The sequence below is a fragment of the Shewanella canadensis genome (assembly GCF_003966225.1).
GTDB lineage: Bacteria > Pseudomonadota > Gammaproteobacteria > Enterobacterales > Shewanellaceae > Shewanella > Shewanella canadensis.
Genome location: NZ_RXNU01000004.1, coordinates 232,957 through 255,989, shown reverse-complemented (window position 1 = coordinate 255,989; position 23,033 = coordinate 232,957). Strand labels below are relative to the sequence as shown.

The 23,033-nt window shown below is 45.8% G+C and carries 17 protein-coding genes; 5 read left to right on the top strand and 12 right to left on the bottom strand.

The features are described 5' to 3' along the window. Nucleotides 1-50 precede the first annotated feature (50 nt). Nucleotides 51-1,442, top strand: a complete 1,392-nt coding sequence (locus tag EKG38_RS09605; RefSeq protein ID WP_126520038.1) for a DUF3300 domain-containing protein — start codon at nt 51-53, stop codon at nt 1,440-1,442. 137 nt (nt 1,443-1,579) lie between these two features. On the opposite strand, the gene EKG38_RS09600 is transcribed toward EKG38_RS09605, so the two are convergent. The 3 genes from EKG38_RS09600 to EKG38_RS09590 all read right to left on the bottom strand — a co-directional run bounded on the left by EKG38_RS09600 (nt 1,580) and on the right by EKG38_RS09590 (nt 3,772). Continuing rightward, nucleotides 1,580-2,092 carry a YgjV family protein gene (locus tag EKG38_RS09600; protein ID WP_126520037.1) on the bottom strand — a complete coding sequence of 171 codons (513 nt, stop codon included), beginning with the start codon at nt 2,090-2,092 and terminating at the stop codon, nt 1,580-1,582. Nucleotides 2,093-2,183: 91 nt separating this feature from the next. Then, entirely contained in the window at nt 2,184-2,753 is a 570-nt protein-coding gene (locus tag EKG38_RS09595) for a Crp/Fnr family transcriptional regulator (protein ID WP_126520036.1), read from the bottom strand. Nucleotides 2,754-2,875: 122 nt separating this feature from the next. Continuing rightward, a complete protein-coding gene (locus EKG38_RS09590; protein ID WP_126520035.1) occupies nt 2,876-3,772 on the bottom strand; it encodes a type 2 periplasmic-binding domain-containing protein in 897 nt (298 codons plus the stop codon). 430 nt (nt 3,773-4,202) lie between these two features. Between EKG38_RS09590 and EKG38_RS09585 the strand changes: the two genes are divergently transcribed. Both EKG38_RS09585 and EKG38_RS09575 read left to right on the top strand, forming a co-directional pair. Further along, nucleotides 4,203-5,456 carry a YeeE/YedE family protein gene (locus EKG38_RS09585; protein WP_126520034.1) on the top strand — a complete coding sequence of 418 codons (1,254 nt, stop codon included), beginning with the start codon at nt 4,203-4,205 and terminating at the stop codon, nt 5,454-5,456. Between the two features lie 521 nt (nt 5,457-5,977). Continuing rightward, entirely contained in the window at nt 5,978-6,484 is a 507-nt protein-coding gene (locus EKG38_RS09575; RefSeq protein WP_126520033.1) for a GNAT family N-acetyltransferase, read from the top strand. Between the two features lie 114 nt (nt 6,485-6,598). Here EKG38_RS09575 and EKG38_RS09570 read toward each other — a convergent pair whose 3' ends face one another. The 8 genes from EKG38_RS09570 to EKG38_RS09535 all read right to left on the bottom strand — a co-directional run bounded on the left by EKG38_RS09570 (nt 6,599) and on the right by EKG38_RS09535 (nt 18,584). Continuing rightward, nucleotides 6,599-8,275, bottom strand: a complete 1,677-nt coding sequence (locus EKG38_RS09570; RefSeq protein ID WP_126520032.1) for a methyl-accepting chemotaxis protein — start codon at nt 8,273-8,275, stop codon at nt 6,599-6,601. 28 nt (nt 8,276-8,303) lie between these two features. After that, the gene (locus EKG38_RS09565; protein WP_126520031.1) at nt 8,304-9,200 is read right to left on the bottom strand and encodes a type IV pili methyl-accepting chemotaxis transducer N-terminal domain-containing protein; all 897 of its coding nucleotides are present in this window, start codon (nt 9,198-9,200) and stop codon (nt 8,304-8,306) included. A 298-nt stretch (nt 9,201-9,498) separates the two neighbouring features. Further along, nucleotides 9,499-11,145 (bottom strand): amidohydrolase, encoded by a 1,647-nt coding sequence (locus tag EKG38_RS09560; protein WP_126520030.1) that lies wholly within the window; start codon nt 11,143-11,145, stop codon nt 9,499-9,501. 326 nt (nt 11,146-11,471) lie between these two features. After that, on the bottom strand, nt 11,472-13,082 hold the full coding sequence (locus EKG38_RS09555) for an Ig-like domain-containing protein (protein ID WP_126520029.1): 1,611 nt from the start codon (nt 13,080-13,082) through the stop codon (nt 11,472-11,474). Between the two features lie 561 nt (nt 13,083-13,643). Then, nucleotides 13,644-14,528, bottom strand: a complete 885-nt coding sequence (locus EKG38_RS09550; protein WP_126520028.1) for an AraC family transcriptional regulator — start codon at nt 14,526-14,528, stop codon at nt 13,644-13,646. Continuing rightward, nucleotides 14,528-16,618 (bottom strand): putative bifunctional diguanylate cyclase/phosphodiesterase, encoded by a 2,091-nt coding sequence (locus EKG38_RS09545; RefSeq protein WP_185826822.1) that lies wholly within the window; start codon nt 16,616-16,618, stop codon nt 14,528-14,530. Before EKG38_RS09545 ends, EKG38_RS09550 begins: the two co-directional genes overlap by 1 nt. After that, nucleotides 16,611-17,972 carry a multiheme c-type cytochrome gene (locus tag EKG38_RS09540; RefSeq protein WP_126520026.1) on the bottom strand — a complete coding sequence of 454 codons (1,362 nt, stop codon included), beginning with the start codon at nt 17,970-17,972 and terminating at the stop codon, nt 16,611-16,613. Before EKG38_RS09540 ends, EKG38_RS09545 begins: the two co-directional genes overlap by 8 nt. 171 nt (nt 17,973-18,143) lie before the next feature. Continuing rightward, nucleotides 18,144-18,584 carry a hypothetical protein gene (locus tag EKG38_RS09535; RefSeq protein ID WP_246033123.1) on the bottom strand — a complete coding sequence of 147 codons (441 nt, stop codon included), beginning with the start codon at nt 18,582-18,584 and terminating at the stop codon, nt 18,144-18,146. Between the two features lie 214 nt (nt 18,585-18,798). On the opposite strand from EKG38_RS09535, the gene EKG38_RS09530 reads away from it, so the two are divergent. Both EKG38_RS09530 and EKG38_RS09525 read left to right on the top strand, forming a co-directional pair. After that, entirely contained in the window at nt 18,799-20,469 is a 1,671-nt protein-coding gene (locus EKG38_RS09530) for a phosphoethanolamine transferase (RefSeq protein ID WP_126520025.1), read from the top strand. Between the two features lie 277 nt (nt 20,470-20,746). Next, entirely contained in the window at nt 20,747-22,228 is a 1,482-nt protein-coding gene (locus tag EKG38_RS09525) for an FMN-binding glutamate synthase family protein (RefSeq protein ID WP_126520024.1), read from the top strand. Nucleotides 22,229-22,246: 18 nt separating this feature from the next. Here the strand turns inward: EKG38_RS09525 and EKG38_RS09520 are convergent, their stop codons facing one another. Further along, the gene (locus tag EKG38_RS09520) at nt 22,247-22,933 is read right to left on the bottom strand and encodes a pseudouridine synthase (protein ID WP_126520023.1); all 687 of its coding nucleotides are present in this window, start codon (nt 22,931-22,933) and stop codon (nt 22,247-22,249) included. Nucleotides 22,934-23,033 lie beyond the last annotated feature (100 nt).

Below are 23,033 nucleotides of genomic sequence, written 5' to 3'. Positions count from 1 at the left end.
TCGACTCTTTATTATGTCTCTAAAGTCATAAGAATGAGTTTGGAGACGACATGAAAACATTCATACAATGGTGTTACCTATCCTTATTGATAGTGTTCACTCCGGTAGTACTGATGCAAGATGTCAGCGCCCAAGAATTAACCAATGACAGTGCACAATCGATGTTCAGTGAAGCTGAGCTAGAGCAGATGCTTGCCCCAATCGCCCTGTATCCGGACAGTCTACTAACTCATATACTCATCGCGGCAACCTATCCGCTGGAAGTGGTGGAAGCCAGTCGATTGCAGAGTAAAAATACGCTTCTGCCTGCCGAACAATTAATGGCGAAGGCAGAAGGCAAAGAGTGGGATCCCAGTGTCATCGCCCTGCTTGCCTTCCCGAACGTACTGGAAAAACTCAGTAACGACTTAACCTGGACTCAAAAGTTGGGTGATGCGTTCCTTCAAGATGAGGCTAAATTACTCGCCAGCATTCAATCATTGAGACAGCAAGCCGATGAAGCCGATAGCTTGTCTGAGATGGAAAATGTCTCGGTCACACGGGTTAATAATCAGATTGTCATCGAGCCAGCACAACCCGAGGTGATCTATGTGCCCTACTACGATCCCAGAGTCGTCTATGGTCATTGGCGCTGGTACCGTTATCCTCCGGTATATTGGGCACCATACCCCTATTATGTTCGCCGCCCCTATGGACATTTTTACTGGAACACAGGCGTACATATCAGGTTTAACTTCTATTTCAGTGCATTCCATTGGAGCAATCATCATATTGTGGTGACGCACCATCATAATTCACACCATTATCGTCACAGAGGCAGAATCGTCACCAGTCACGGGGCTCAGCGCTGGCAACATAAGCCACAACATAGACGTGGCGTTGCTTACCGCAGTAACCATGTGAAACAAAGATATAATAGCCATCGCCCAAGCATGGCGCATACCAAACAGGTAAGAAAAGCCGAACGTCATCAGTCGAGTCACGCAAACGTGAGCAACAACCGACTCCATAGCGGTAAAGCAAACAGCCGTGAGCTAAGTAAGAGCCGTGAGCTAAATAAACAGTTAAGTAAGAGTCGTGAACAGCGGTTTACCAATAAGCTTCACAACACACCCAGCCACAAGCAGGTGAAGAGCCATCAGCCAGCGAAAAGTCGTCAGCAGGTGAAAAGCTATCAACCCCAACATTCTGTGCAGCCAAAGAAGAGCCATCAGCGAGATGTGAAAAGTCATCAACGAGATCTAAAGAATCATCAGCCAGCGAAGAGCCATCAGCAGGTAAAGAGTCATCAACCCCAACGCTCTATACAGCCAAAGCAGAGCCGTCAGCAGGTGAAGAGCCATAACTCCAGCAGGCCGACTCACTCCTCGGCCAATAAGAGCAGCTCTCATAAAAGCGGGGGGCATCAACAGAGCGGGTCCCGAACAAAGATCCGCGATTAACGAGTCGACTCGGGGGCTAAATCCCATGGTTCCTCAACGGCCCCCCATCAATGTAGTCAATCAAGAAATACCGCAATTGGCGGTATTTCTCTTTAGTTTAAACTCTCTCTTTAGTCATTTTATCTATAGGAACAAAGTCAGCACCTAGCCTGCAGCCGCAGACTCATCCCATAATATCGGTAATAGCCGATGATGTTGCTGCCAATAAACAACACCTCCATGACCACGGCGGTCGGCGAACCAGCCAGATAGTTATGAATCAACCACAGAGAAGTCCCCACAATCATTAGCTGCCGCAGACGTTGATCGCTTTGACAAAATGCAGCCGTGGTTTGAAATAGCGTTCCGCTAAAACTCAACAAGCTGATTAAGCCGGTAAACGTCATAGCGGTGATCATCAAGGCACAGGTTAGAAAGAGGAACATCAACCTCTTAGAGGTGGTAAAAATACTGGTGAAATAACGAATGCTCGCCAGCAACATCAAGCCTGCCGCGGTCCACTGTTCGAGTAAAACAAAATGGGCACTAATCAAGAGGCCCGAAACACATAAGCAACAGACAATTTGTTGCCTCTGCTTAAATTGAAATGATACCAGATCGAATATGATAGCGATGGCTATCAAAACTTGAGACCAAAGAAATGCCGACACAGTTTCCTCCTACGGATTTTATAATAAAAATAATGCAGGGATTATGGAGAGAAACCGCAAAGGAGGAATTAACTTAAGTTAAGTGACCTCTTTATTTTTCGCTTTTAATTCTCGCTTTTAATCGAGAAAGACTGACAGGGTTGATGCCTATATAGCTGGCAATTTGAATGTTGTTAAGTTTAGTCACCCAATGTGGCCAATACTGCTGCAGGTGTCGATATCGTTGTTCCGGGGTATTGAGTAATAACAGTGCTTCTTTCTGCTCCTTGAATATCAGCTGTTGCTGCAGTAGTGCGACTTTAGCGGGTAATAGTTGGGGTAATGCCAGTAAACTCAAAGGGATCCTTACCACTTCAGCCTCAGCGATAGCTTCGATTTGATATTGCGCCGTCACTCCCTGCAACCAGCTTGAATAGAGGAAACATAGCTCACCCTCAAAATAAAATTCCTTGCATCGCTCAAGGCCACTCTCACCGTAATGACAGGCTCTAAGCGTGCCGGACACGATAAAATAGCCATAGTCCTGTTCGGCTCCCTGAACGAGTAACACTCCTGCAGCGCTCAATGAGATCGACCTGAATTGAGACAGTTGTGATTTAACCACCTGACTTGGGATGCCAAAACCGGAGAAAAAATTAACAACCTCGGTAAATGTGTCCACGGTGAGACTAGCCTGCGTATTCAAGTGACATCAGCCAAGACTAACATATTACTATTTGAGAGAGTGCTTAGTTTATGAGGGTTAATAGTTTCTGAAGCCCTTTACTCTTTAGTAGTTTACCCCTACTTATTTCGCTCAGGAGGTAGCTCAAGATAATGTTGCAACAATGCCTCTCCCTGAGTTTCCCGGATACCCTTCAGGGTAAGCCAAAACTCCAATGAGAACTCAGGGTAAGCCTTATACCATTGATGAGAAACAGGTATAAACCAATGCACACGCATAAAAGGAGTTGCTAACGACACTAGCTTATCGGTCAGTTGCAGATCATTAATAACCCGGCGGCCAATACTCTCCTCAACCACATAACCATCCAGACGCTCCAACGCCAATAGCGCAAAGCCATCGGTAAGGGAGAGATTTTGATTGTGCAGCACCCCAAGCTCACTCAATTTTTGATGCGCAATATAACCCAGTGGTGCCGCAATACCGTAGTGGACACCTGAAAAATTGCTACCGTCCCAATTGAGCCCAGAGCCTGACTTAATATAGATGAGGTAATCGACAAACCAGATCGCCCTCTCATTATCTACCGCTTCCCCCATCTTAGGAAATACGCCCCATGAGTCACGCTCAGAAGACCAGATGGCGGCAATGATCCCATCGACCTTGCCTTGACCCAGCTGCTGAATGCAACGCTTCCAAGGCATAAAGGAGAAGCTTAACTCTATACTGTGCTGCTCTGCCGCAAGGATTAACAGATCCGCTAAGACCCCATGCTCACCGAGTACTACCACACCATCCTCGGGTACCCCCTGAATAAAAGGCATGTTATCTTGCATCTCAAAACAGACTCTAAATGGCCTGCCTGGTGACTCTGAAGCCATAGATTTCCCAATAACGCCCTCAATAACTAGCCCCATAGACAGCAGGAATCCCACAAGGCAGAGGCTCCGGCCCAATAAACGAATGGCAGCGCTATGCCAGGATTTAATACTCTGTGACAAAATGCAATTACTCAAGATGCTCTCCATCGGCTAAATTTTCCGATACACCTTAAGATCTTTTAGTTGATGAAATCGCCTTTGTCCATCGAAGTAATAAAGATAGCCTAGTTGTCACCTCACCAACAAGAACTCCACTATAGAGCAACTGCCATTGCTAACTCCTCGGTGATAAGAGGTAACTCTCTTGCCTGCTCCCTCAAGTAATCCATTCCAGAGAGGAAACCTGTAATAATGAGTCTCAAAATGGCTTAAGCGACTCTAAATCAATATAGCCAGAGCGACCAAGATATACTAAATGGTCATATCAAACACTGGACATGGGGCTTAGTTATCACGACAATTCGCCCATCATTTAACTCCTGTGTTTTTATCAGTTGAAACATGGCGACTTAGCCAATGTCACTTCTCTGTTATCTACTTCATTTACTTTAAAATTGTTGTCTTAATGAATAAAAAACAAGCGCTATCTGCCGTCTCAATCCTTATTGTCACCCTAGTCTTAGGTGGCACACTACTTGAGGACTCATCTCTTTTTTTACGTTTACTGTTCGGTTTGAGTCTTGGTTTCGCCTTAGCCAAGGGCTCGATTGGTTTTGCCGGGAGTGTTAATCGTGCCTACAGGCGCGGCTCGACTCAACTCTTACAAACCTTGATGCTGATGTTCGTGGTGACCGCTGTTATCAATGCCGGGTTATTGCTCAATTCTGATATCAATAATTATGATCTCTGGGTTAATCCAATCAACTTAGGCTTACTCCTGGGGGGCGTGATGTTTGGTGCAGGCATGAGTCTGTCGAGTTGCTGCGCGACAGGTGTAATGGTCGAATTGGTGAGTGATGTTCCCCGCGCGTTAACGACACTGCTCTTTTTTGGCGGCGGTGTTTTCTTAGGTTTTCCACTACAGGCGACCCAGAGCTGGATCACCACCACGGCATTTTCTTCGGCTAGCTTCGTCGGTAAGGGCGTCTACCTGCCGGATCTATTTAGCTGGGGCCCATTAAACGGCTACTTTATGGCTGTACTAATGACGATGATACTCGCCGGAATAGTGGTGTTTTGTGCCAAGAAGTATGAAAACTACCGTCGCGCCAATGGGACATTCTTAGGTGTCGATGGAGAGACCGCGCGTCAAAACATGACAGCAAGAGACACTGAGCAAGGCTTCACCCTATTGAGTACCAGCAGCTATCGACAGTGGCTGGGTAACCTGTGGGAGATGAAGACCACGGCGCTCGTTATCGCCTTAATCTTTGGTGTGATGATGATGTCCACGGGCGCTGGATGGGGCGCTTCGACGCCATTCGGGATCTGGTTCGCTAAAGGCTTAATGGCCTTTGGGGTCAGTGTCGATGATATTGCCAACTTTACTCATCGCCCTACGGCTATGTTTACCACCTCATTCTTCAGCCATGGGATTTCAGTGCAAAATTTTGCCATCATGTTAGGCACCTTAGTGGCCGTGCTCTTCATGGGAAAATTTGCCTTCTCATTTAAGCTTAATCATTCACCGAAACAGTTCGCACTTTTCGCCTTAGGCGGCCTGCTGATGGGATTGGGTACTCGCTTCGCCAATGGCTGTAATGTTGGCGCCCTATTTACCCCTATCGCTAACTTGTCGCTATCTGGCTGGATTTACCTGATCTTTTTGCTTGTCGGCGGCGTGATCGGTAACCGATTTCATCAAGCGGTTGTAAAATAAGGCTAAAGACAGAGTGGAATAATGGTTCACTTCGCTCTGTCTTAACTTTGTCTTAACTCTCAAGTTCATCCTTATACCAATCAGTATAAAGATGTGATCGCTCAGCGAGAATTTAACGCTTCTGAGGCAAGGCCCTTTATTGCTCCTGCATAAAGGGCATTTACAACATCCGTGTTGTTCGCAACGAGTGAAGAACATAGTTATTCTACGTTTAAGCTCGTTAACACAGCATCGGATGCGCTAAAACTCGCCTTTCAGGAGTGTTTTGGGCTGCCTACTTCTGCGTTGAATGACTTCAAAAGGGAGGACCATTCCCTCATCCATTCGCCTTGAATTAGTTTGCCAAAAATCACTCTGAGTAGATCACTTTCTTATACCGACTGGTATTAGCCCCCCCCGTCAACACTCCCGCTTACAAAATTTCTAAACCCTGAAAGAGCAGATATCTATCACTCTTAGCCGCGCACATGTTATAAATAGGTTAAATTTAACCATCATCAAGGATAGAGAGGGAGCTAGATTTGATTATTGCTGAAACGGACAGGCTGGTGTTACGGCGCTTCAACGACCAGGATACTCATGCCATATACCTGCTTAACAGCATTCCCGAGATATTGACCTATATTCCGGGCGAACCTATGTCATCAATATCTCAAGCCGAGCAGATACTGAATGAGGTCATACTGCCAAGCTATGAAGAGTTAGGTTATTGCCGCTGGGCTGTCGAACATAAAGCCGATAAAAAGGTGATTGGTTTTTGTGGGCCAAAGTTTGTCACCGAATTTAACGAGGTTGAGCTAGGATATCGCTACCTTCCGGAATATTGGGGCAAAGGAATAGGCTTCGAAGCCGGAAGTAAGGCACTGGAAGCCTTCCCGCAATTTGGTATCAATGAAGCCATTGCCTTAATCCTGTTAGGTAATAGAGGCTCCGAAGCATTAGCCAGAAAAGTGGGCATGATTGAACGTGGAAGAGATAGCTATATGGGGCATAAGGTCACGGTATTTCATAAGCACTTAACCACTTAAGACTGATTAAGAGTGAGCCCACTGCAGCATTCCCGAATAAACAGCTCGTTAAAATAAAAACCGGGAGCCGTTTGGCTCCCGGTTTTCGTTTACGCTTTCCTTTTTGAATCTAACCTACACTTTAAATTGAGTCAGCTGATTAGACAGCGTCTCGCTTATTCGATTTAACGACTCACAGGTCTCAACCGTATTCGACACCTGGATTGATGTCAGGTTAGACAACTCGCTGATCTGAATCACCCGTTGATTCAACTCATCGGTGACCCCGGTTTGCTCTGTAGCCGCATGAGCAATTTGAGTATTCATCTCTGTCACGGTATGCATGGAGCCGGTTATCGCATCCAGCGCCTCACTCGCTGACTGTGCACCTAGCAAGGTGTCTGAGCTTACCGTTTTGCTCGACTCCATTGCCGTCACCGCTTGCTTGGTCAGAGTTTGAATTTCATCGATGATCTCCCGAATATCCTTGGTACTGCTTTCCGCCTTCGCAGCAAGGGCTCTGACTTCATCTGCCACGACGGCAAACCCTCTCCCCTGCTCACCGGCTCTGGCGGCCTCTATTGCAGCGTTAAGTGCCAGCAAGTTTGTCTGCTCCGATACCGACTGAATCACATTCACCACAGAGTAGATAGATGAAGACTTTTGATCCAATGAATTAATAACATCGACTGCACTTTGTACCTCATCGGCAAGACTTGAAACCGAACTCAATGCACTGTTAACGACCAACTTCCCCGAGTCTGCATGCCCATTGACTTCGACCGCTGCCTTTTCTGCGCCAATAGCATTCTGGGCAACTTCCTGAGAGGTCACACTCATCTCATTAATCGCAGTAGCGATCTGTTCCACTTCCTGCTGCTGTTTGTGCATCGCCTCATTGCCATCCGTCATCGCTTGCAGGGTTTGATTCGAGGCTTGACGCAACTCCTCCATTGAGTGGGTAACATCGGTTAGCAACACCTGCATTTTTTCAACGAAACGATTGAAGGCCCCGGCAATCAATGCCATCTCATCGTCACCCTCCGACTCGAGCCGTTGTGTCAGGTCACCATCACCATCGGCAATATCCTGCATAAGGTGCACAGTCTTGTTGATAGGGTGAATAACGGCCCGCACGATAAGGAACGCGGCGGCCATAGACAACAAGGCCAAAATAACTAACGCAGACACAAATAGTTTTTGCTGCCACTGCACTTCGCCAGAAGCTTCAGTCGCCAGCTGTTTAATTTCGGCGCTGGTATCCATGGTCGACTGACTCACCTCAACCTGCTGACGCAAGAAAACGTCGAGCTCGGAGACCTTAGACGCTTGCTGTGAAATTTGAACGCTGAAGTTATCCATATTTTTAGACGAATCGACAATATTAATTAATGCCTCACGTCTGAGTCGCTCACTGATATCACCAATCTCATCGCTAACCTCTTCCAGAATAGACAGCGCATCATCGTCGGTCACATCTTCCGATAGCTCTTCGATTGTGTCCATCAGCTCAGTCAGTGTCACGTTGATATCATCGACTTTCTTACTGATAAGTTTTGTTCTTTGGTTTGCACGCTTGATTCCATCGACAATCGACATCATGTCAGCATTGACGACGCCAAGTTGCTGGCTTCCACTGGCAGAGCCTTGCGTCGCCTTCTCGGCGCTCTTTGCACTACTCGATGACGCATCGACGACCTGCTCAAAACGTTGAGCCAGACCATTAAAGGAGATCCAAGCGCCTAGACTAATCCCGATAAGCAAAACACAAAGTAGAGCGCCGCTTGCATATAACTTTGTTTTAATTAGCATAAAGTTATCCCCGCTGAGTTAAGTTCTACTATTTTGCCGCCTCTTTCTCATATAGCTTTACTGCGGCATTCATCTGCTTGAGTAGTGGGAGATTAGACTTAGCAACGGCGTCAACTTGCGCCGAGGATATTGCTGTCGTTTTATAATCGGCGCCCTGCTCGACTAATGGCTTAAACTTCACCCATAAGCCGCCAACCACATCCAGCTGTTCGCGAATGTGCTGAGGTTTTGTGCCTGGCAAACCTAACACCTCGTCGCCATCTTTTAACCCTTTAAGGGTTCGATCGAACAGAGAGTAGGTTTCCAGCAAATTCAATTTATTCTGCTCAATGTCATGGCCCAGAGCTATCAAGAAAAATTCTTTGCTCATCTTCTGAGTCAGCATGCGCTGCTTACCCGAAAGGTTAAGTGTCGCAGCGAGTCCTGGCGCCGCTTTCAGTCCACTCTTCTTCGCCTCTTTTTCATATAAACCTACCGCTTTATTCATCTGTTTCAACAAGGGTAAATTCTGACTGGCAATCACTGATAGCTGCTCATCTGACACCGCCTTGGAGGTGATGATAGATTGAATGACAGGATAGAAATCGGCCCAAATACCTGCAACCTTATCGAGCTGGCGGACGATACGTTTACTCTCGGTGGCCGGCAGTCCAAGAGAGGCATCCCCCTCTTTCAAGCCTTTAAGTGTCTTATCAAACAGTGATGAGGTGGCAGATAAATTGGAGAGGTTTTTTTCGGCATCGACACTAAGTCCTATCAGAGTGACCTCTTTAGACATCTTCTGAGATAACATACGTTGCTTACCGGAGAGGTTTAAGATCACGCCATATTCGGCCGAGGTGGGTTCAGCGTAAGCTGAAAAGGTAAAGCCAAACATCAAACCACATAAAACGCACGAGCTGATAAACAGGTTATAGAGTTTCATTTTCGAGATCCTTTCTATTAAAGCCAAATGTTTAGCTAAATAAAACTATAGTCCAATAACAAGGCAATAGCTCTCGCTATCCTTACAAAGTTAAGCTGATTTACCAATAACTTAAGATATAAATCTCCCTATCAAATCGTTAAGTTTTCTTTACAGATTTTTGAGACCATTTAGCAAAATAGATGGTCAAACTCTATAAACAAATTAAGAGCTCAAACTCTTCGTTAGAATTATGTTCTGAAACAGAGTTGAAGACTATTAGACCCTTGGCTATTTGCCCAATAAACGACTTCCCCGTTCAGTAAATTCTCACTCCGTCTACCCAGGTTTGATTGACCTTTGTCTGCCATAGACTCTCAGGTTCAATGTTAAAGATATCGCTATCGATTAAGATGAAGTCGGCCTTCATACCGGGTTTGAGTTGACCAATTTGGTTTTCTTGATGGGCTGAGAAAGCGGCATCACGGGTAAAACTATTCAATGCTTCACTAAGCGTCATCTTCTCCTGACTATACCAGCCCCCCTCGGGCAAATTTTGCTGGTCTTGCCTTGTTGCGGAGGCATGCAGACCAAAGAAAGGGTTAGCCGACTCTATCGGGAAATCGGAACCGGCTGCGATAATCGCACCTGATTCGAGCAACTTCCGCCAGGCATAAGCTCCCTTAATACGCTCACTACCGAGTCTCTCTTCAGCCATATTCTTATCACTGGTGGCATGTGTCGCCTGCATCGAGGCGATGACGTTAAGCTTTGCAAAACGAGGGATATCAACGAGTCTTAATACCTGAGCATGCTCGACTCGGTGTCTTAAATTCCGGGTGCCGGTCTGTTTAATCAGGCGCTCATAATTATCTAACACGAGTTTATTGGCATTATCGCCGATGGCATGAGTATTAACCTGAAAACCCGCCTCCATTGCCATCTTCATGGTATTTGTCAGCTTGGCATCTGAGTACAGAAGTAGACCTTTGTGACCGGGGAGATCGCTGTAATCTTCGATGAGTGCAGCCCCGCGGCTACCTAAGGCGCCATCGGAGGATATTTTCACGCTGCTGATGACCAGCTTGTCTCTGGGATCCTGATAAGGTCCCTTCTCCATCAAGCTCTCAAACTCCTCATCAGCTGCCGAGACCATGGCATAGACGCGTATCGGCATCTGTTCTGACTGGGCTAACGACCGATAAACCTCGAGGGTCATGCTCCCCACGCCGGCATCATGAACGCTGGTGAGTCCAAGCTTTGCCAGTGCATTCATCGAGGTTAGCAGCACACTCTTTTGTTCAGAGCGTGTCAGAGAGGGAATGTTTTCGGTGATCAGATCCATGGCATTATCGATAAACACCCCGGTAGGTTCTCCGTTAGCATCACGGACTATCTCTCCACCTTGTGGGGACTGAGTTTGAGCGCCGATATTGGCCAACTTAATGGCAGCGCTGTTCGCCCAGCCCGCATGACCATCGATACGCCTGAGCCAAACCGGCGTATTGGGAAAGTGTTTGTCCAGGGTGGCTGCCGTTGGAAATGACTTTTCAGGCCAGAGTACCTGGTTCCAACCTCGTCCCTGGATCCAGTTAAGCTCGGGGTTTTCGGCGCGAAATAACTGTACACGCTCCACCACATCTTGCTCAGATTTAGCCCCCCTGAGCTGTACTCGCATCAGACTGAGGCCGTAGCCCAATACATGCCCATGGGCATCTATCAGTCCCGGCAGCATGGTTTGTCCCTGACCATCGATAAGCTTAATATCCGCATCATCGGGTAACGGCTCATCTTGGCCGAAAATCCTATCGATCTTGTCCCCTTTAAACGCAATAGCCTTAAACTGAGTCAGCTTGCCATCATTGACACTGTAACCTTTGATATTGGTGATTAAACTCGTTTCGGCGAACGAGCTAAAGCTGAGAATGATGCTGCTGGCGAGAAGTGATTTTATTATTTTTTTCATCTTATTATAGTCTGCTCCCGTATATATCTATTTGATATTATCACGGGGTAAAAATTGCGCAAATTATCGTAAACATACCACACCAACTTATTTCATGACTCTCTGAACTTCTATCTTGGCTATCTAATGGATAAGTTTGGATTAGACCTTAGTCGATTGAAAAAACAACAGCAGGTGAGAGAACAAAAAATGCCAGTCAATATGATTGACTGGCATTGCCCTGGACTAATACCTCAAAGGAATTACCTCAGGGGATTTACCTCAAGGGACTGACTTCAGAGGGTTTGCCTCAGGAAATTGCAGGAAAACTAATACTAATACTTATACTAATACTTATGAATTTGTCCTATCTTCGCGGCACGAGCATCATAGTCATCCGCATGACAACCTGAACAGCTGTCGTAGGCACGAAGCCAAGGTTTCATGTACTCGCCATCTGCAGAGAAGTGTCTTGGGTCGTCCTTTGCCCCCTCGAGATCGATCTTGAGCAGGTGAGATGAACTTGGCATGTGGCAATCGGTGCACTTGGCGATGAACTCGTGAGCGGCAGAAGCGATTTCGCTACCAGGGACGTCGGCAAACTCCTTGGTATGACAATCGGTACACTGTCTTACCATCGCGTCTTCATGACCAGGTTGGTCCTGATTGAGTTCAGAGCGGTGAGGATTATGACAAGTTGAGCAGGTGAAGTCCTTCTTCTTGCCCATCGCCTCGCCTGTATCCGGATCGGCACCTATCAAGGTTGTCGCAGCATGTCTTCCACCACGGCCATCTCGGCGCCCTTCGGGGCCAAAGCCAGAGGTCCGCAGCAAGCGTGCATTCAGGGTTACGCCACCAAAGGTCTGCTCAAAGGGAGACTGATAGTCCGGGTAGCGTCTGACGGCATCATCGGTGGTATGACACTCCTGACAGGTAGCCGCCTCACCATATCCCATACCATCTGAAAGGTAATCTCCAGTAACACGTGCCTCGGCGAGTTTAACAATATTATGTTTTGACGGGCCCTTAACGTGTTCACTACCGGCGCCATGACAACTTTCACACTGAACCCCGGTCATAGCAAACGTGCCGCCCATTCCCGGCATGTCATCCTGCCTGTTCTGGTTTCGATTATCGCCTGCGCCCTCTGTGTAATCCTTCCAACCTGTAGTGTGACATCTACCACAGTAATCATAGCCATGTGAATCCGGTGCATCATTCGGGTTCCAGGGCCACGTCATGTGGGCATTAGCTTCAGTCCCCTCTGGAACAGGGAATGTACCAACCGCATTCCCGGTCATGATGTAGCCATTCTGGTCGATGAACATGGTACTGCTTTTGTAACCACCGATAACGTAACTTATATCGGCCCAGCTGGAAGGGTTACCCAAGGTGTTGTTTGTATCAAAAAACTCCAGGATCCCGTCAGGAATAGAGGAAAACGGGTAGATAGGCTTCTCTCCATTAACCTTAGTCAGCTTGAAGTTATGGCCGGTCTCGAAATAGGTTTTCTTATCCGTATGACAAGAGATACAGGTATTGGAACCGACATAGGCCAGGGCTACTTCATCTGATAGCACCACGACAGTGACTGTCGACTCTGCCTCGCCGCCGTTACCATCTGAGATGGTGTAATTGATTATTGTGGCACCGACTTTATCTGACACGAACAAGATTTTATTATCTTGAATCAATGCCGTTCCAGCGCCTGATGTCACTGTCACGGTTTCGATAGTCAATGGGTCACCATCGAGATCGGTATCGTTGGCCAAAGCATCGATCAGGATACTGGTACCAATAGTGGTTTCAGCACTGCTTGGATTAGCAACCGGCGGATTATTTTCTTCTGGTGGTGGAGCTGGATCGTCGTTATCGCTACCACAAGCCACCAACATAGAGATCATACCTGCAAGTATTAGCTTCTTATATGGTGTGTGTTTATCTTTTATATTCATCATGACATGCCCTTAATATATTTATTACTTAATATATTGGATGTTATTTTTATAGTAGAATCGTTAGTACTCTCTTTCAAAAAACATGTATCGCTTTTTGATTAGAGCTAATTATTGTGTGAGATATATACCCTCGAAAAACAGTTGTTAACTCCAAGATATATATCTAAGATTAAAATATGTATTAAGGATGATAAATTTTATCACTCTGTTCGCAGACAATTTTAAAGCAACCGAGTCATTATAAAATGCTGTCACCGACGATATGAAAACAACCGTCAGGTTTGGGTGTTTTATTTGTTTGCGAGAAGCGTATTTAACTCTTCACCAACTCATATTTTAATACCCTAAAAGTAGTAGAAAGGTTCGCTTTTCGGCATAGACTTATTGGCTTAAAAATGGTGCTTTTCGAACCTTGTAGTCATTATGTGAACTCAAAGAGGTATCAGGCTAACGGAGTGAGGAGGCCCCATTAGATTCAGGGCGGTTGAAGTTGGGCAATGGCTCACACAAGCCGGTCACATCCTCATAAAAGGTTGCATCCAAGACGGAGCCAGAACTGGGTTATTTCGCTTTGGAGTACTCTTTGAACTGAGAGGGGGTGAGTAAAGTGTGTCTCTTAAAAAACTTAACGAAGTAAGGTACATCATCGAATCCCAGTTCATAAGCGATCTCCTGCACCTGAGAGCTGTCTATGATGAGTCTTCTCTTAATCTCCAAAATTGTGTGAGCATCAATCAGCTGTTTAGCGGTTTGCTCACAAGCCAGCTTACAAAGTTGGTTCAAGGACTTATAGGAGATATGAAGCATCTCCGCATAAGCCGAGGCATCTCTTGTCTGAGTGAACTTCTCCTCAATGGATAACAGAAATTGATTGAAGCGCATCGTCTGGATCTCACTCAGGTGCTCCGTGTTGCTTTTCCGTTCGCGAGCTAACGCGACCAGCAGTGATGAAAACAGCAACTGTATCAATAAGGGGTCGCTGTTAGCCGGGGTTTGAGCCCTACCTATCTCCAGTAACAAGGCATCACAAGTCTCGGTCAAAGAGTCACTCAAGGTGAAAACAGGCTGATACGAACTCACCAGATGGGTAGGCGTAAAGAGGGGAAGACGGATATTGGTCAGGATCGAGTCGAAAAACGCTTCGGTTACATTGATCATCTTTCCCTGAGGACGGCTGTCTAAATCAAACGCATGCACTTGATTTTTATTGACGAATATAAAACTTCCCTTCTGAAAGGTGTGATATTGGAAGTCAATGAAGTGCCCACCTTCGCCTTCAGTAATATAGATGAAGCAAAAATAGTTTATACGGTGAGGTTTTGAAGGGTCGAACTTACACTGAGATAGCTTCTTATAAAATGTATCGAGATCTAAAATTTCGACTCCCGACTTTTGAATATTAGGTGCTCGAAATTCAACATTAGGTACGTTTTTTATACTTTTCATTAAACGGTTGACTCATCTTCATCTTTAAAAAAACTGAAACGATTCTTTCCCTGTTTCTTGGCCACATACATGGCCGTATCCGCTTTTTGCATTAACTTTTTAGTTTTAGTCGCATCATCAGGAAAAACGGCAATACCAATACTGGCAGACACCTTTATGGAACAATTTTCAATCAGAGGTTCTTGTGCGACCAATTTGATAATTTTACCGGCTACAGACTCTGCATCCTCACGTTTTTGTATATGATTTAATATCACAAGAAACTCATCGCCACCGAGGCGAGCAACGGTATCCTCTTTTCTGACCGCATTATTCAACAAGGCCGCCACTCTTTTCAAAAGCTCGTCCCCGGCGTGATGCCCGAGAGTGTCGTTCACCTCTTTAAAGTTATCTAAATCGAGAAACAGCAGGGCACCTTTCTTACCATCTCTTTGGGCGGCCGAGAGTGTTTGATTCAGACGGTATTCGGCTAGGAAGCGATTCGGTAGCTTAGTTAAGGTATCAAATGTCGCCTGCTGAATTAGCTTCTCCTCGCTCTCTTTTTTCTCGGTAATATCTTCTATCGAACCTAAATAGTAAGATATCTTGCCATCTTCATTCGTAATGGGAGTGATCAACACCCTATGCCACAGCAGCTGTCCATGACTCGTCTTATTAAAAAATTCTCCCCGCCAGGAATGTCCCTGAGATACCTGCTGACAGAGCTGTTTAATCTTGTCTTCACTGGTGTGCGCTGACTGTAATATCCTTGGAGTTTCTCCAACAGCCTGTTCTCTAGAATAACCAGACAGCTCTGTAAACATTGGGTTGACGTACTCTATAATTCCCATTGAGTCAGTGATGACCATGCCAACAGGGCTTTTCTCAACGGCAACGGTCAGCTTTTTCAAATCATTCATCACAAGGTGCAGATCTTGTGTTCTCTCCTCGACCCGCTCCTCCAATGATTCATTTTGCTTTTGGATAAAGCTGTGCTGCTCCTCTATGGTTACCAGCATGGTATTGAAATTTCTGGCCAATACGGCAAACTCGTCATTGCTCTGGATTTCGGCCCTTATCCCCTGTTTTCCACTGGCAACCTCGATAGAGGCCTTTGTTAGATTGAGCACCGGAGATAGGAGACGTCTGGTGATGACTGTACCTAATACAATTATGATCACTAAAGACAAGAGCGTCAGGTACATATATTGAGAAAACAGTGCAGACTCGATACTTTCAAGCTCTTTACGAGGCTTCAACAGTAAAATAGAACCCGGCATACCCCCACTCATTTGAACAAGATTTTTAGCGGTTACAAAATACTTCTGTTTTGAAAACGTGATCTCAATGATTGCATCAGTTTTCTTTAATAGCTGCAGATATTCCAAATAAGGCAGAGGAATATCGATAAGCGGTTCACCATCGATTTTTATTGTCGAGGCCATTACCGCCCTGTCTCGAACGATAGCCATCTCAATGTCATCATCACCCAATTGAATATTCGACAGGTAATTATCATCAATAATTTTCCCAACAATGACAAAGCCTATACTCTCGGTCGTCGAGCCCTTTTTAAATACCGGGCTGGCAGCATAAAATGCAAACTTGTCGCTATCTCCGACAATCGCACTCTTAGTCGTTAATGCTCTTCTCACCTGCCGGATAAGTTCAACGCCTAAAAACGAGTTCCCGAGATATTCACATTGATGGGAGCAATAGATCACCTTTCCCTTGTTGTCGAGAAGATTAACAAATGTGCTCTCGAAGAAAACAACCTCATGTTCCATAAAGAAATGTTCTGTATTCGCTGCAGACAGTTCGGAACGGCTTAAAATTCCTCTAAGCTCATTTTCATCCGCTAAATGCTTGGACCAGGTCTCGGACGCGGTGACATACTGTTTCATTGCAAACTCATGAGCATCTAAAATGCCTTGAAACTCTGAATTCATCAGGTGTGAATAATTACTCTGAACCATTTTCAAATTGAAAAACAGGCCAACCGCAAGTACAAACAGAATAGCCACAAGGAAACTCCCCGTGAGCTTGTAACCTATCTTCTTCGTGAAGGGAAAGTATTTAGTTAACTTACTCTTTGTTGGTAACCTATTCATTTCCGGTATATTCCGGATAATGTTCATCGAAGGCCTGCTTAGCCCACTCTAATGTTTTATCCTCGTGACACCCCCCATTCTGACAGGAGTTAGGCATATTCAGTGCCTCAGTAGCAGCAGGTGGTACAATTTTAAAAGCATGACTACGAATAGGAAATGCTCCGCCGGATTTAATAATGTAGGGCATATGACAATCGGCACAGACCGCCGCACTCGGTGGACAGGGGCTATGCGCCCTGCCTGTATCGGCAGCCTTATTTGAAAAACTATCGAGATGACAGGAGCCACAACGCTCGGCACTCACATGTAATGATTTAAATTCACGGTCTAATCCATGGGGATCGTGGCAAACCACACAAGTTATTCCCTCCTGAGCCGTTTCGAGTGTTGGTTTACTGCCCTCTTCTGCAAACCGATAATCTGCCGAGTGGCACTCGAGACACTCATCGGTGAGTTCACCTCTGTCTGGTGTCATTTTCTCTTTCAAGTTTCGAAGAGACTTGCTGTGCGCCGATACCGAAAAGTCCGCAAATTCCTGATGCCTGTTTTTTGATAAGCCCGTAGCCCACCAATTTTTGCCTTTACTGTCGTTTTGCTTCGTTGATTGCTGATAATCGGCTGGCAGCGCTTCTCCGGGTTTATAGTTCAACGGAAAATTAAAGCTGGTTTGCATGTGCTCGTTCCCTCGACTCTGCTGACCTCGGCTATGACACTGTCCGCAGACGGAGTTTTTAATCGACACTATGATCTCTTTATCTTCAGGCGGGAGATCATTAGCATGACAAAGGCTACACATGGTATCCGGGGCGAGTCGCTGCTGCAGCTTTACATGTTTACTCGCTTGCCCGTGACAGGCTTCACAACCTATCCCATACTCAGAAAATTCATAGGTGTCGGAATTAAACCCTGTGGTATGGCAACCATTACAATTAGTCGACAGAGGAGTATCTCTCCAACTATCAACTTTATATGGGACCCATTGTTGAGTCGTTATCAGCCACTTAGCAGGAAATAGATAATATTCTCCATCGATCATTCTGGCATAGACCTGCTCCCACTTATTACCTATGACAAATTCAACCTCCTCTTTTTTGAAGGTGACGACAGGACTATCAATGTCAAAATCACCTTGTATCTCATCCAGATTATTAATGGGATGAAACATGACGGGATGCAATGTTTGATTTTTCCAGGAGTCATATCTGACACTGTGGCACTGCTGGCACGCCTCAGAGGTGACATAATGTGCCTTATCGTTTACGTCATAATGAAAATAAACGGACCCGCTCAGCAGACAGAACACTACCGCTAAGAAAAGGTAAACAGTGATTAATACTCTTCTTTTACTCTTCATCAAGACCCTTAATCCAGCCGGGTAGCTCACTAGCTTTTAGCTAATTGTTATTTTTTGTTACATTTAATATAGCGATTATAAAGAGTAAGGCAATATTGCTGTTTATATTAGTGAAGCTCTTTTGATCTACTCCCCGTTTTGACCACCAAATCAACTAATAATCCAGCTATTTCAGAAGGGCATTTTGCAACTACTTAGCAATACATTTAAGTTCCTCAGAATATCACTCTTTAGCGTCTCCTCCAGAGCATAACCCATATATGATTTAGTCACGCAGCTTCGTTCGATAACTGAGAAATACGCTTGCAGCGGATTGGCTAGCGATGCATAGATGGGGGATGAAAATTGATCAAACTGATCAGCGGTGATATCGAATATATAGCCGTCGACCTCGAGCCAGTAGTGATGCTCATTTTTATATCGATTCGAACCATGGATAAGCTCAACCATTGAGTCAGGAAAACGTGCATTGAGTAAGTAGCCAAGGAAGATGGAAGCTCCGCGGCAGGAGTTCTTCGGAAAACCAGAGAAGAAAGGCAGATCGATCTTATCTCTATCGTTCTGAAAAACCGCTCTTACTCGCTTGCTGAAGATCACAAGGTCTCTATTCATCGCAGCTCCATTAGTCTAATCGCTAATTACAGCCTAGCTCACCCTCTCCAATTTGGCTTTCCGATAAATGCCTCCTTACAGGGCGCTTACATACGCTTACCTGAGGCGGACAACCGCTTACATTCCAGACCTGCTGCCGATGATATGCTTCCTGCGCTTAAGGATGAGCACCAACATTACGCCGCAACTCATCGCTATCCTAGGGCTTTAAATCATGTCATCTTTGCTTAACCGTTTCTCAAAATGCCAATTGAGCACGAATCAACTGATCCTATTAGTTGCACTCTACTTTACTCTGGTCTTTAACTTTCCTTTCCTGAAAGAGGTGACCACCAGGGTACTGGCCTTAGATGACTTTAATCTGCTATTTCTCGCCACGGTCCCGGTTATGGCATTCAACTTGTGTACGATTCTGTTTTCACTTTTTTCAGCAAGACCCATGCTAAAGCCCGTCCTGATCGGTTTGACTCTTATCTCCTCTTTAGTTTTCTATGCCAAGGTGAGTTATGGCGTCGTATTCGATTACGGTATGATCCAAAACTCGGCTGAAACCCATACGGCCGAGGCATTGTCTTACCTGAACTGGCATGTTGCGGCATTCTTTCTGTTTACCGGTGTGTTACCGGCGGCCTTTATTCTGCTGGTAAAAATTAAGCATTATCCGAGACTAAAGTCTTTAGTATCGAGAATAAAATTAATCGCGACCTCTATACTGTCAATACTCATCATCGCCGCTCTTTTTTACCCTAACTACGCCTCCGTTGGGCGTAATAACAGACAGCTACAAAAATCTTCCATCCCCTTTCAATACCTGGTCGACAGTATTAAATACACAAGAGACCAATATTTTACCGAGCCTAGAAGCTTTAAGACTCTGGACAGCCATCCCAGTCTGGACAGCGCTGATGATGAACATAAAAAAGTGATCGTCATGGTGCTGGGTGAAACGGCCAGAGCCCAAAATTTCGCATACAACGGCTATGGTAAGCCGACAAATCGTGCCACCGCAAAATACAAGCTGATATCGTTTGAGAAGATGTTTTCATGCGGAACGGCAACGGCAGTGTCCGTCCCCTGCATGTTTTCCTCATTAACCCGAAGTAACTTCGATAATCTTGATGCTGAGTATGAACAAAATTTAGTGGATCTCGTATCGCTGGCCGGAGTCGATGTGCTTTGGGTCGATAACAATGGCTGCAAAGGTGTGTGTGAACGCGTGCCCACCATCAATATCGATGTAAAATCCAATAACCCTCTATGTGATGGTGAATACTGCTTAGATGAAGTGCTACTCGAACCGCTCCAAGAGAAACTTGCACACTTAAGCGCTCCTACCACCCTAATTGTGCTGCACATGATAGGGTCTCATGGACCAACCTATTTCAGACGTTACCCCAGCGAAACTCGCCCCTTCAAGGACGACTGCCAAAGAAGTGATATTCAAAATTGTTCTCCTGAGTCTCTGCTCAATACCTACGACAACACGATTGCCTATACCGATTTGGTGTTATCTAAGGTCATCGCAAGCCTCAATGCTCTGCCGCAGGATGTACAACCCTCAATGCTATATGTTTCCGATCATGGTGAATCGCTCGGTGAATCCGGCGCCTACCTACACGGTTTTCCCTATGCATTCGCCCCAGAAGAGCAGAAACATATCCCCTTGTTAGCCTGGTTTCCCGAGCAACGCAGTCAGTATATTGATACCACTTGCCTTAAAGACCATGCAAAGAGGGATACCTTCAGTCACGACAATATCTTCCATAGCATGTTGGGTATTTTGAATGTTCACTCGACGCAATATGATAAAAACTTAGATATGTTTGCAAGGTGTATGCAGACCCCACCTAAAAAGGGGATGAGGCTCACTCAAGTACAGAACTAATACCAACCGGTATAAAGCTGACCTCGATAGTCGTTTCACTCAATAATTAAAACTCGGTTGAATGACTCTCTCCGGCAAGAGTGGATATAACAAGGCTCAGTGACAGATATGATGCAGTATCAAATGTCACCGAGCCCTGCAACTAAGTTCGAAGAATAACGGTCTCTATTCATTGTAAGGCTATACTCAATACTTGGTTATAGGCGATATCAGAGCTAACTGCGAAAGCTCCCAGACAAGTACTCGATATCTCTATACAGATAAAGGAGAGTCATTGATGAGCGACTTCATTCTTCTTAGTTTAAATTTCCTCGCGAGTCTGTTCATTTTTGTCATAGGTACCGGCGCATTAGTCGTTATCTGCCTATATATCGCCGATATCAGACAACACAAACAAGCCATTCGTCACAACTATCCTGTCATAGGAAGATTTAGATACATACTTGAAAAACAAGGTGCATTTTTCAGGCAATACTTTTTGGCGATGGATCGCGAAGAGATGCCCTTCAACCGCGCCGAACGAAGTTGGGTTTATAAGGCGGCAAAAAATGTCGATCGCACCGTTCCCTTCGGCTCAACACTCAGTCTAGATCCCTCTGGCACCATCATGTTTATGAACTGTGCCTTTCCGACTCTGGAGGAAGATGCCGTGACGCCCGGCCCGATAACCATAGGTGAAGGGTGCCGCTTTCCATACACCTCTAGTTCAATTTTTCATATATCTGGTATGAGTTATGGAGCCATATCTAAACCTGCCGTTCTGGCTCTATCCCACGGCGCCCACCTGTGCGGTTGCTGGTTAAATACGGGAGAAGGAGGACTGAGCCCCTACCACCTGGAAGGTAAAGCCGATCTCGTCTTTCAAATCGGTACCGCTAAATACGGCGTCAACGATGGACAGGGTAGGTTAAGCAAAGAAAAACTCAGTCAAATTTCCGCTCACCCGGAAGTTAGAATGTTCGAAATAAAAATAAGTCAGGGAGCCAAACCGGGGAAAGGTGGCATGTTACCAGGCCGAAAAGTCACCGCCGACATCGCGCGTATCCGCGACATTCCTCAGGGAGAGGACTCAATCAGCCTTAATGGCCATAGAGAGATCCAAAGTGTGGGTGATCTCCTCGATATGGTAAGCCAGATAAGAGACCTGACTGGTAAACCCGTTGGATTTAAAGCGGTGTTCGGTTCGATTGAGTGGTTTGATGAACTACTGGCAGAGATTAATCTGCGCGGCGCTCAATCAGCCCCTGACTTTGTGACCATCGACAGTGCCGATGGAGGAACGGGCGCGGCGCCACAATCCCTGATGGACTACGTCGGCTTGCCACTGAAAGAGAGTTTGCCTTTGGTGGTTAAGCGCTTGGAGCGCCATCAGCTTAAAGGCCGCATCAGGGTGATCGCATCGGGTAAACTGATCACCCCTTCCAAAGTCGCGTGGGCGCTGGCTCTGGGTGCCGACTTTATTGTATCCGCCCGCGGATATATGTTTGCGCTTGGATGTATTCAAGCTTTGCAATGCAATAAAGACACCTGCCCTACAGGCATCACCACCCATAACAAGCGTTTACAGCAAGGTTTAAATGTACAACATAAGACCAAGAGAGTGGCTAACTACAATAAATATATGCATTACGGATTGGGGTTAATCGCTCACTCATGCGGTGTGAGTAATGCCAGAGAGATAGACAAAAAACATATAAGGATTGTGACCGAAAATGGTCTATCTATCGCGCTGGATAAACTCTACGAGAATTATAGATAATACGCTAAGAAACCATTTTTAAGAAAATGAGTTAATCTCTTCAGTTGTCAGATACCGCCACTGTCCGAGCCCAATATCCAGTTTGATATCGCCAACTTGCTGTCGATGCAGGCCGTTAACCCGATTTCCCACGGCGGCAAACATGCGCTTTACCTGATGGTATCTGCCTTCCGTGATGGTTAATAGCACCTCTTTGGGGCTCACCACCTCAAGCTTTGCCGGCAGAGTCAGTGACGCTTCCCCCTGAAGCTGAACCCCACGGGCAAATTTCCCGGCAACATCATCATTGATAGGATCGCGCAAACTAACCCGATAAACTTTTTCACAATGATACTTAGGGTTAATAATATTAAACGACCAACGCCCATCATCGGTGACCAAGACTAAACCGGTAGTATCGGCATCTAAACGCCCGGCAATATGAAGGTCACACACCTTATCGATATCGAGGCAGTTCATCACAGAGGGATAATCGCCATCGACATTTGAGCTGAGAGTATCGAGGGGCTTGTGCATCATGATGTAACGCGAGGCTCGTGGGGTGAGCACTTGCCCATCGAGGGTGATCCGATTATTTTCATGCACCTGAGTCGACGCCGATGTGACAGCTTGCCCATTGACGAGCACCTCACCTGCAACAATTCGTGCCGTCGCCTCAATGCGAGTCAGATCGGTACTCTTACACAAAAATTTATCGAGCCGCATATCTGTCCAAAAATAAATTATTTAGCCCATAACAGGCCAATAAAAAAGGACTCACTATGTAAGCCCCTTATTGAGTTGAGTTGGATTTGGTTAACTGTAA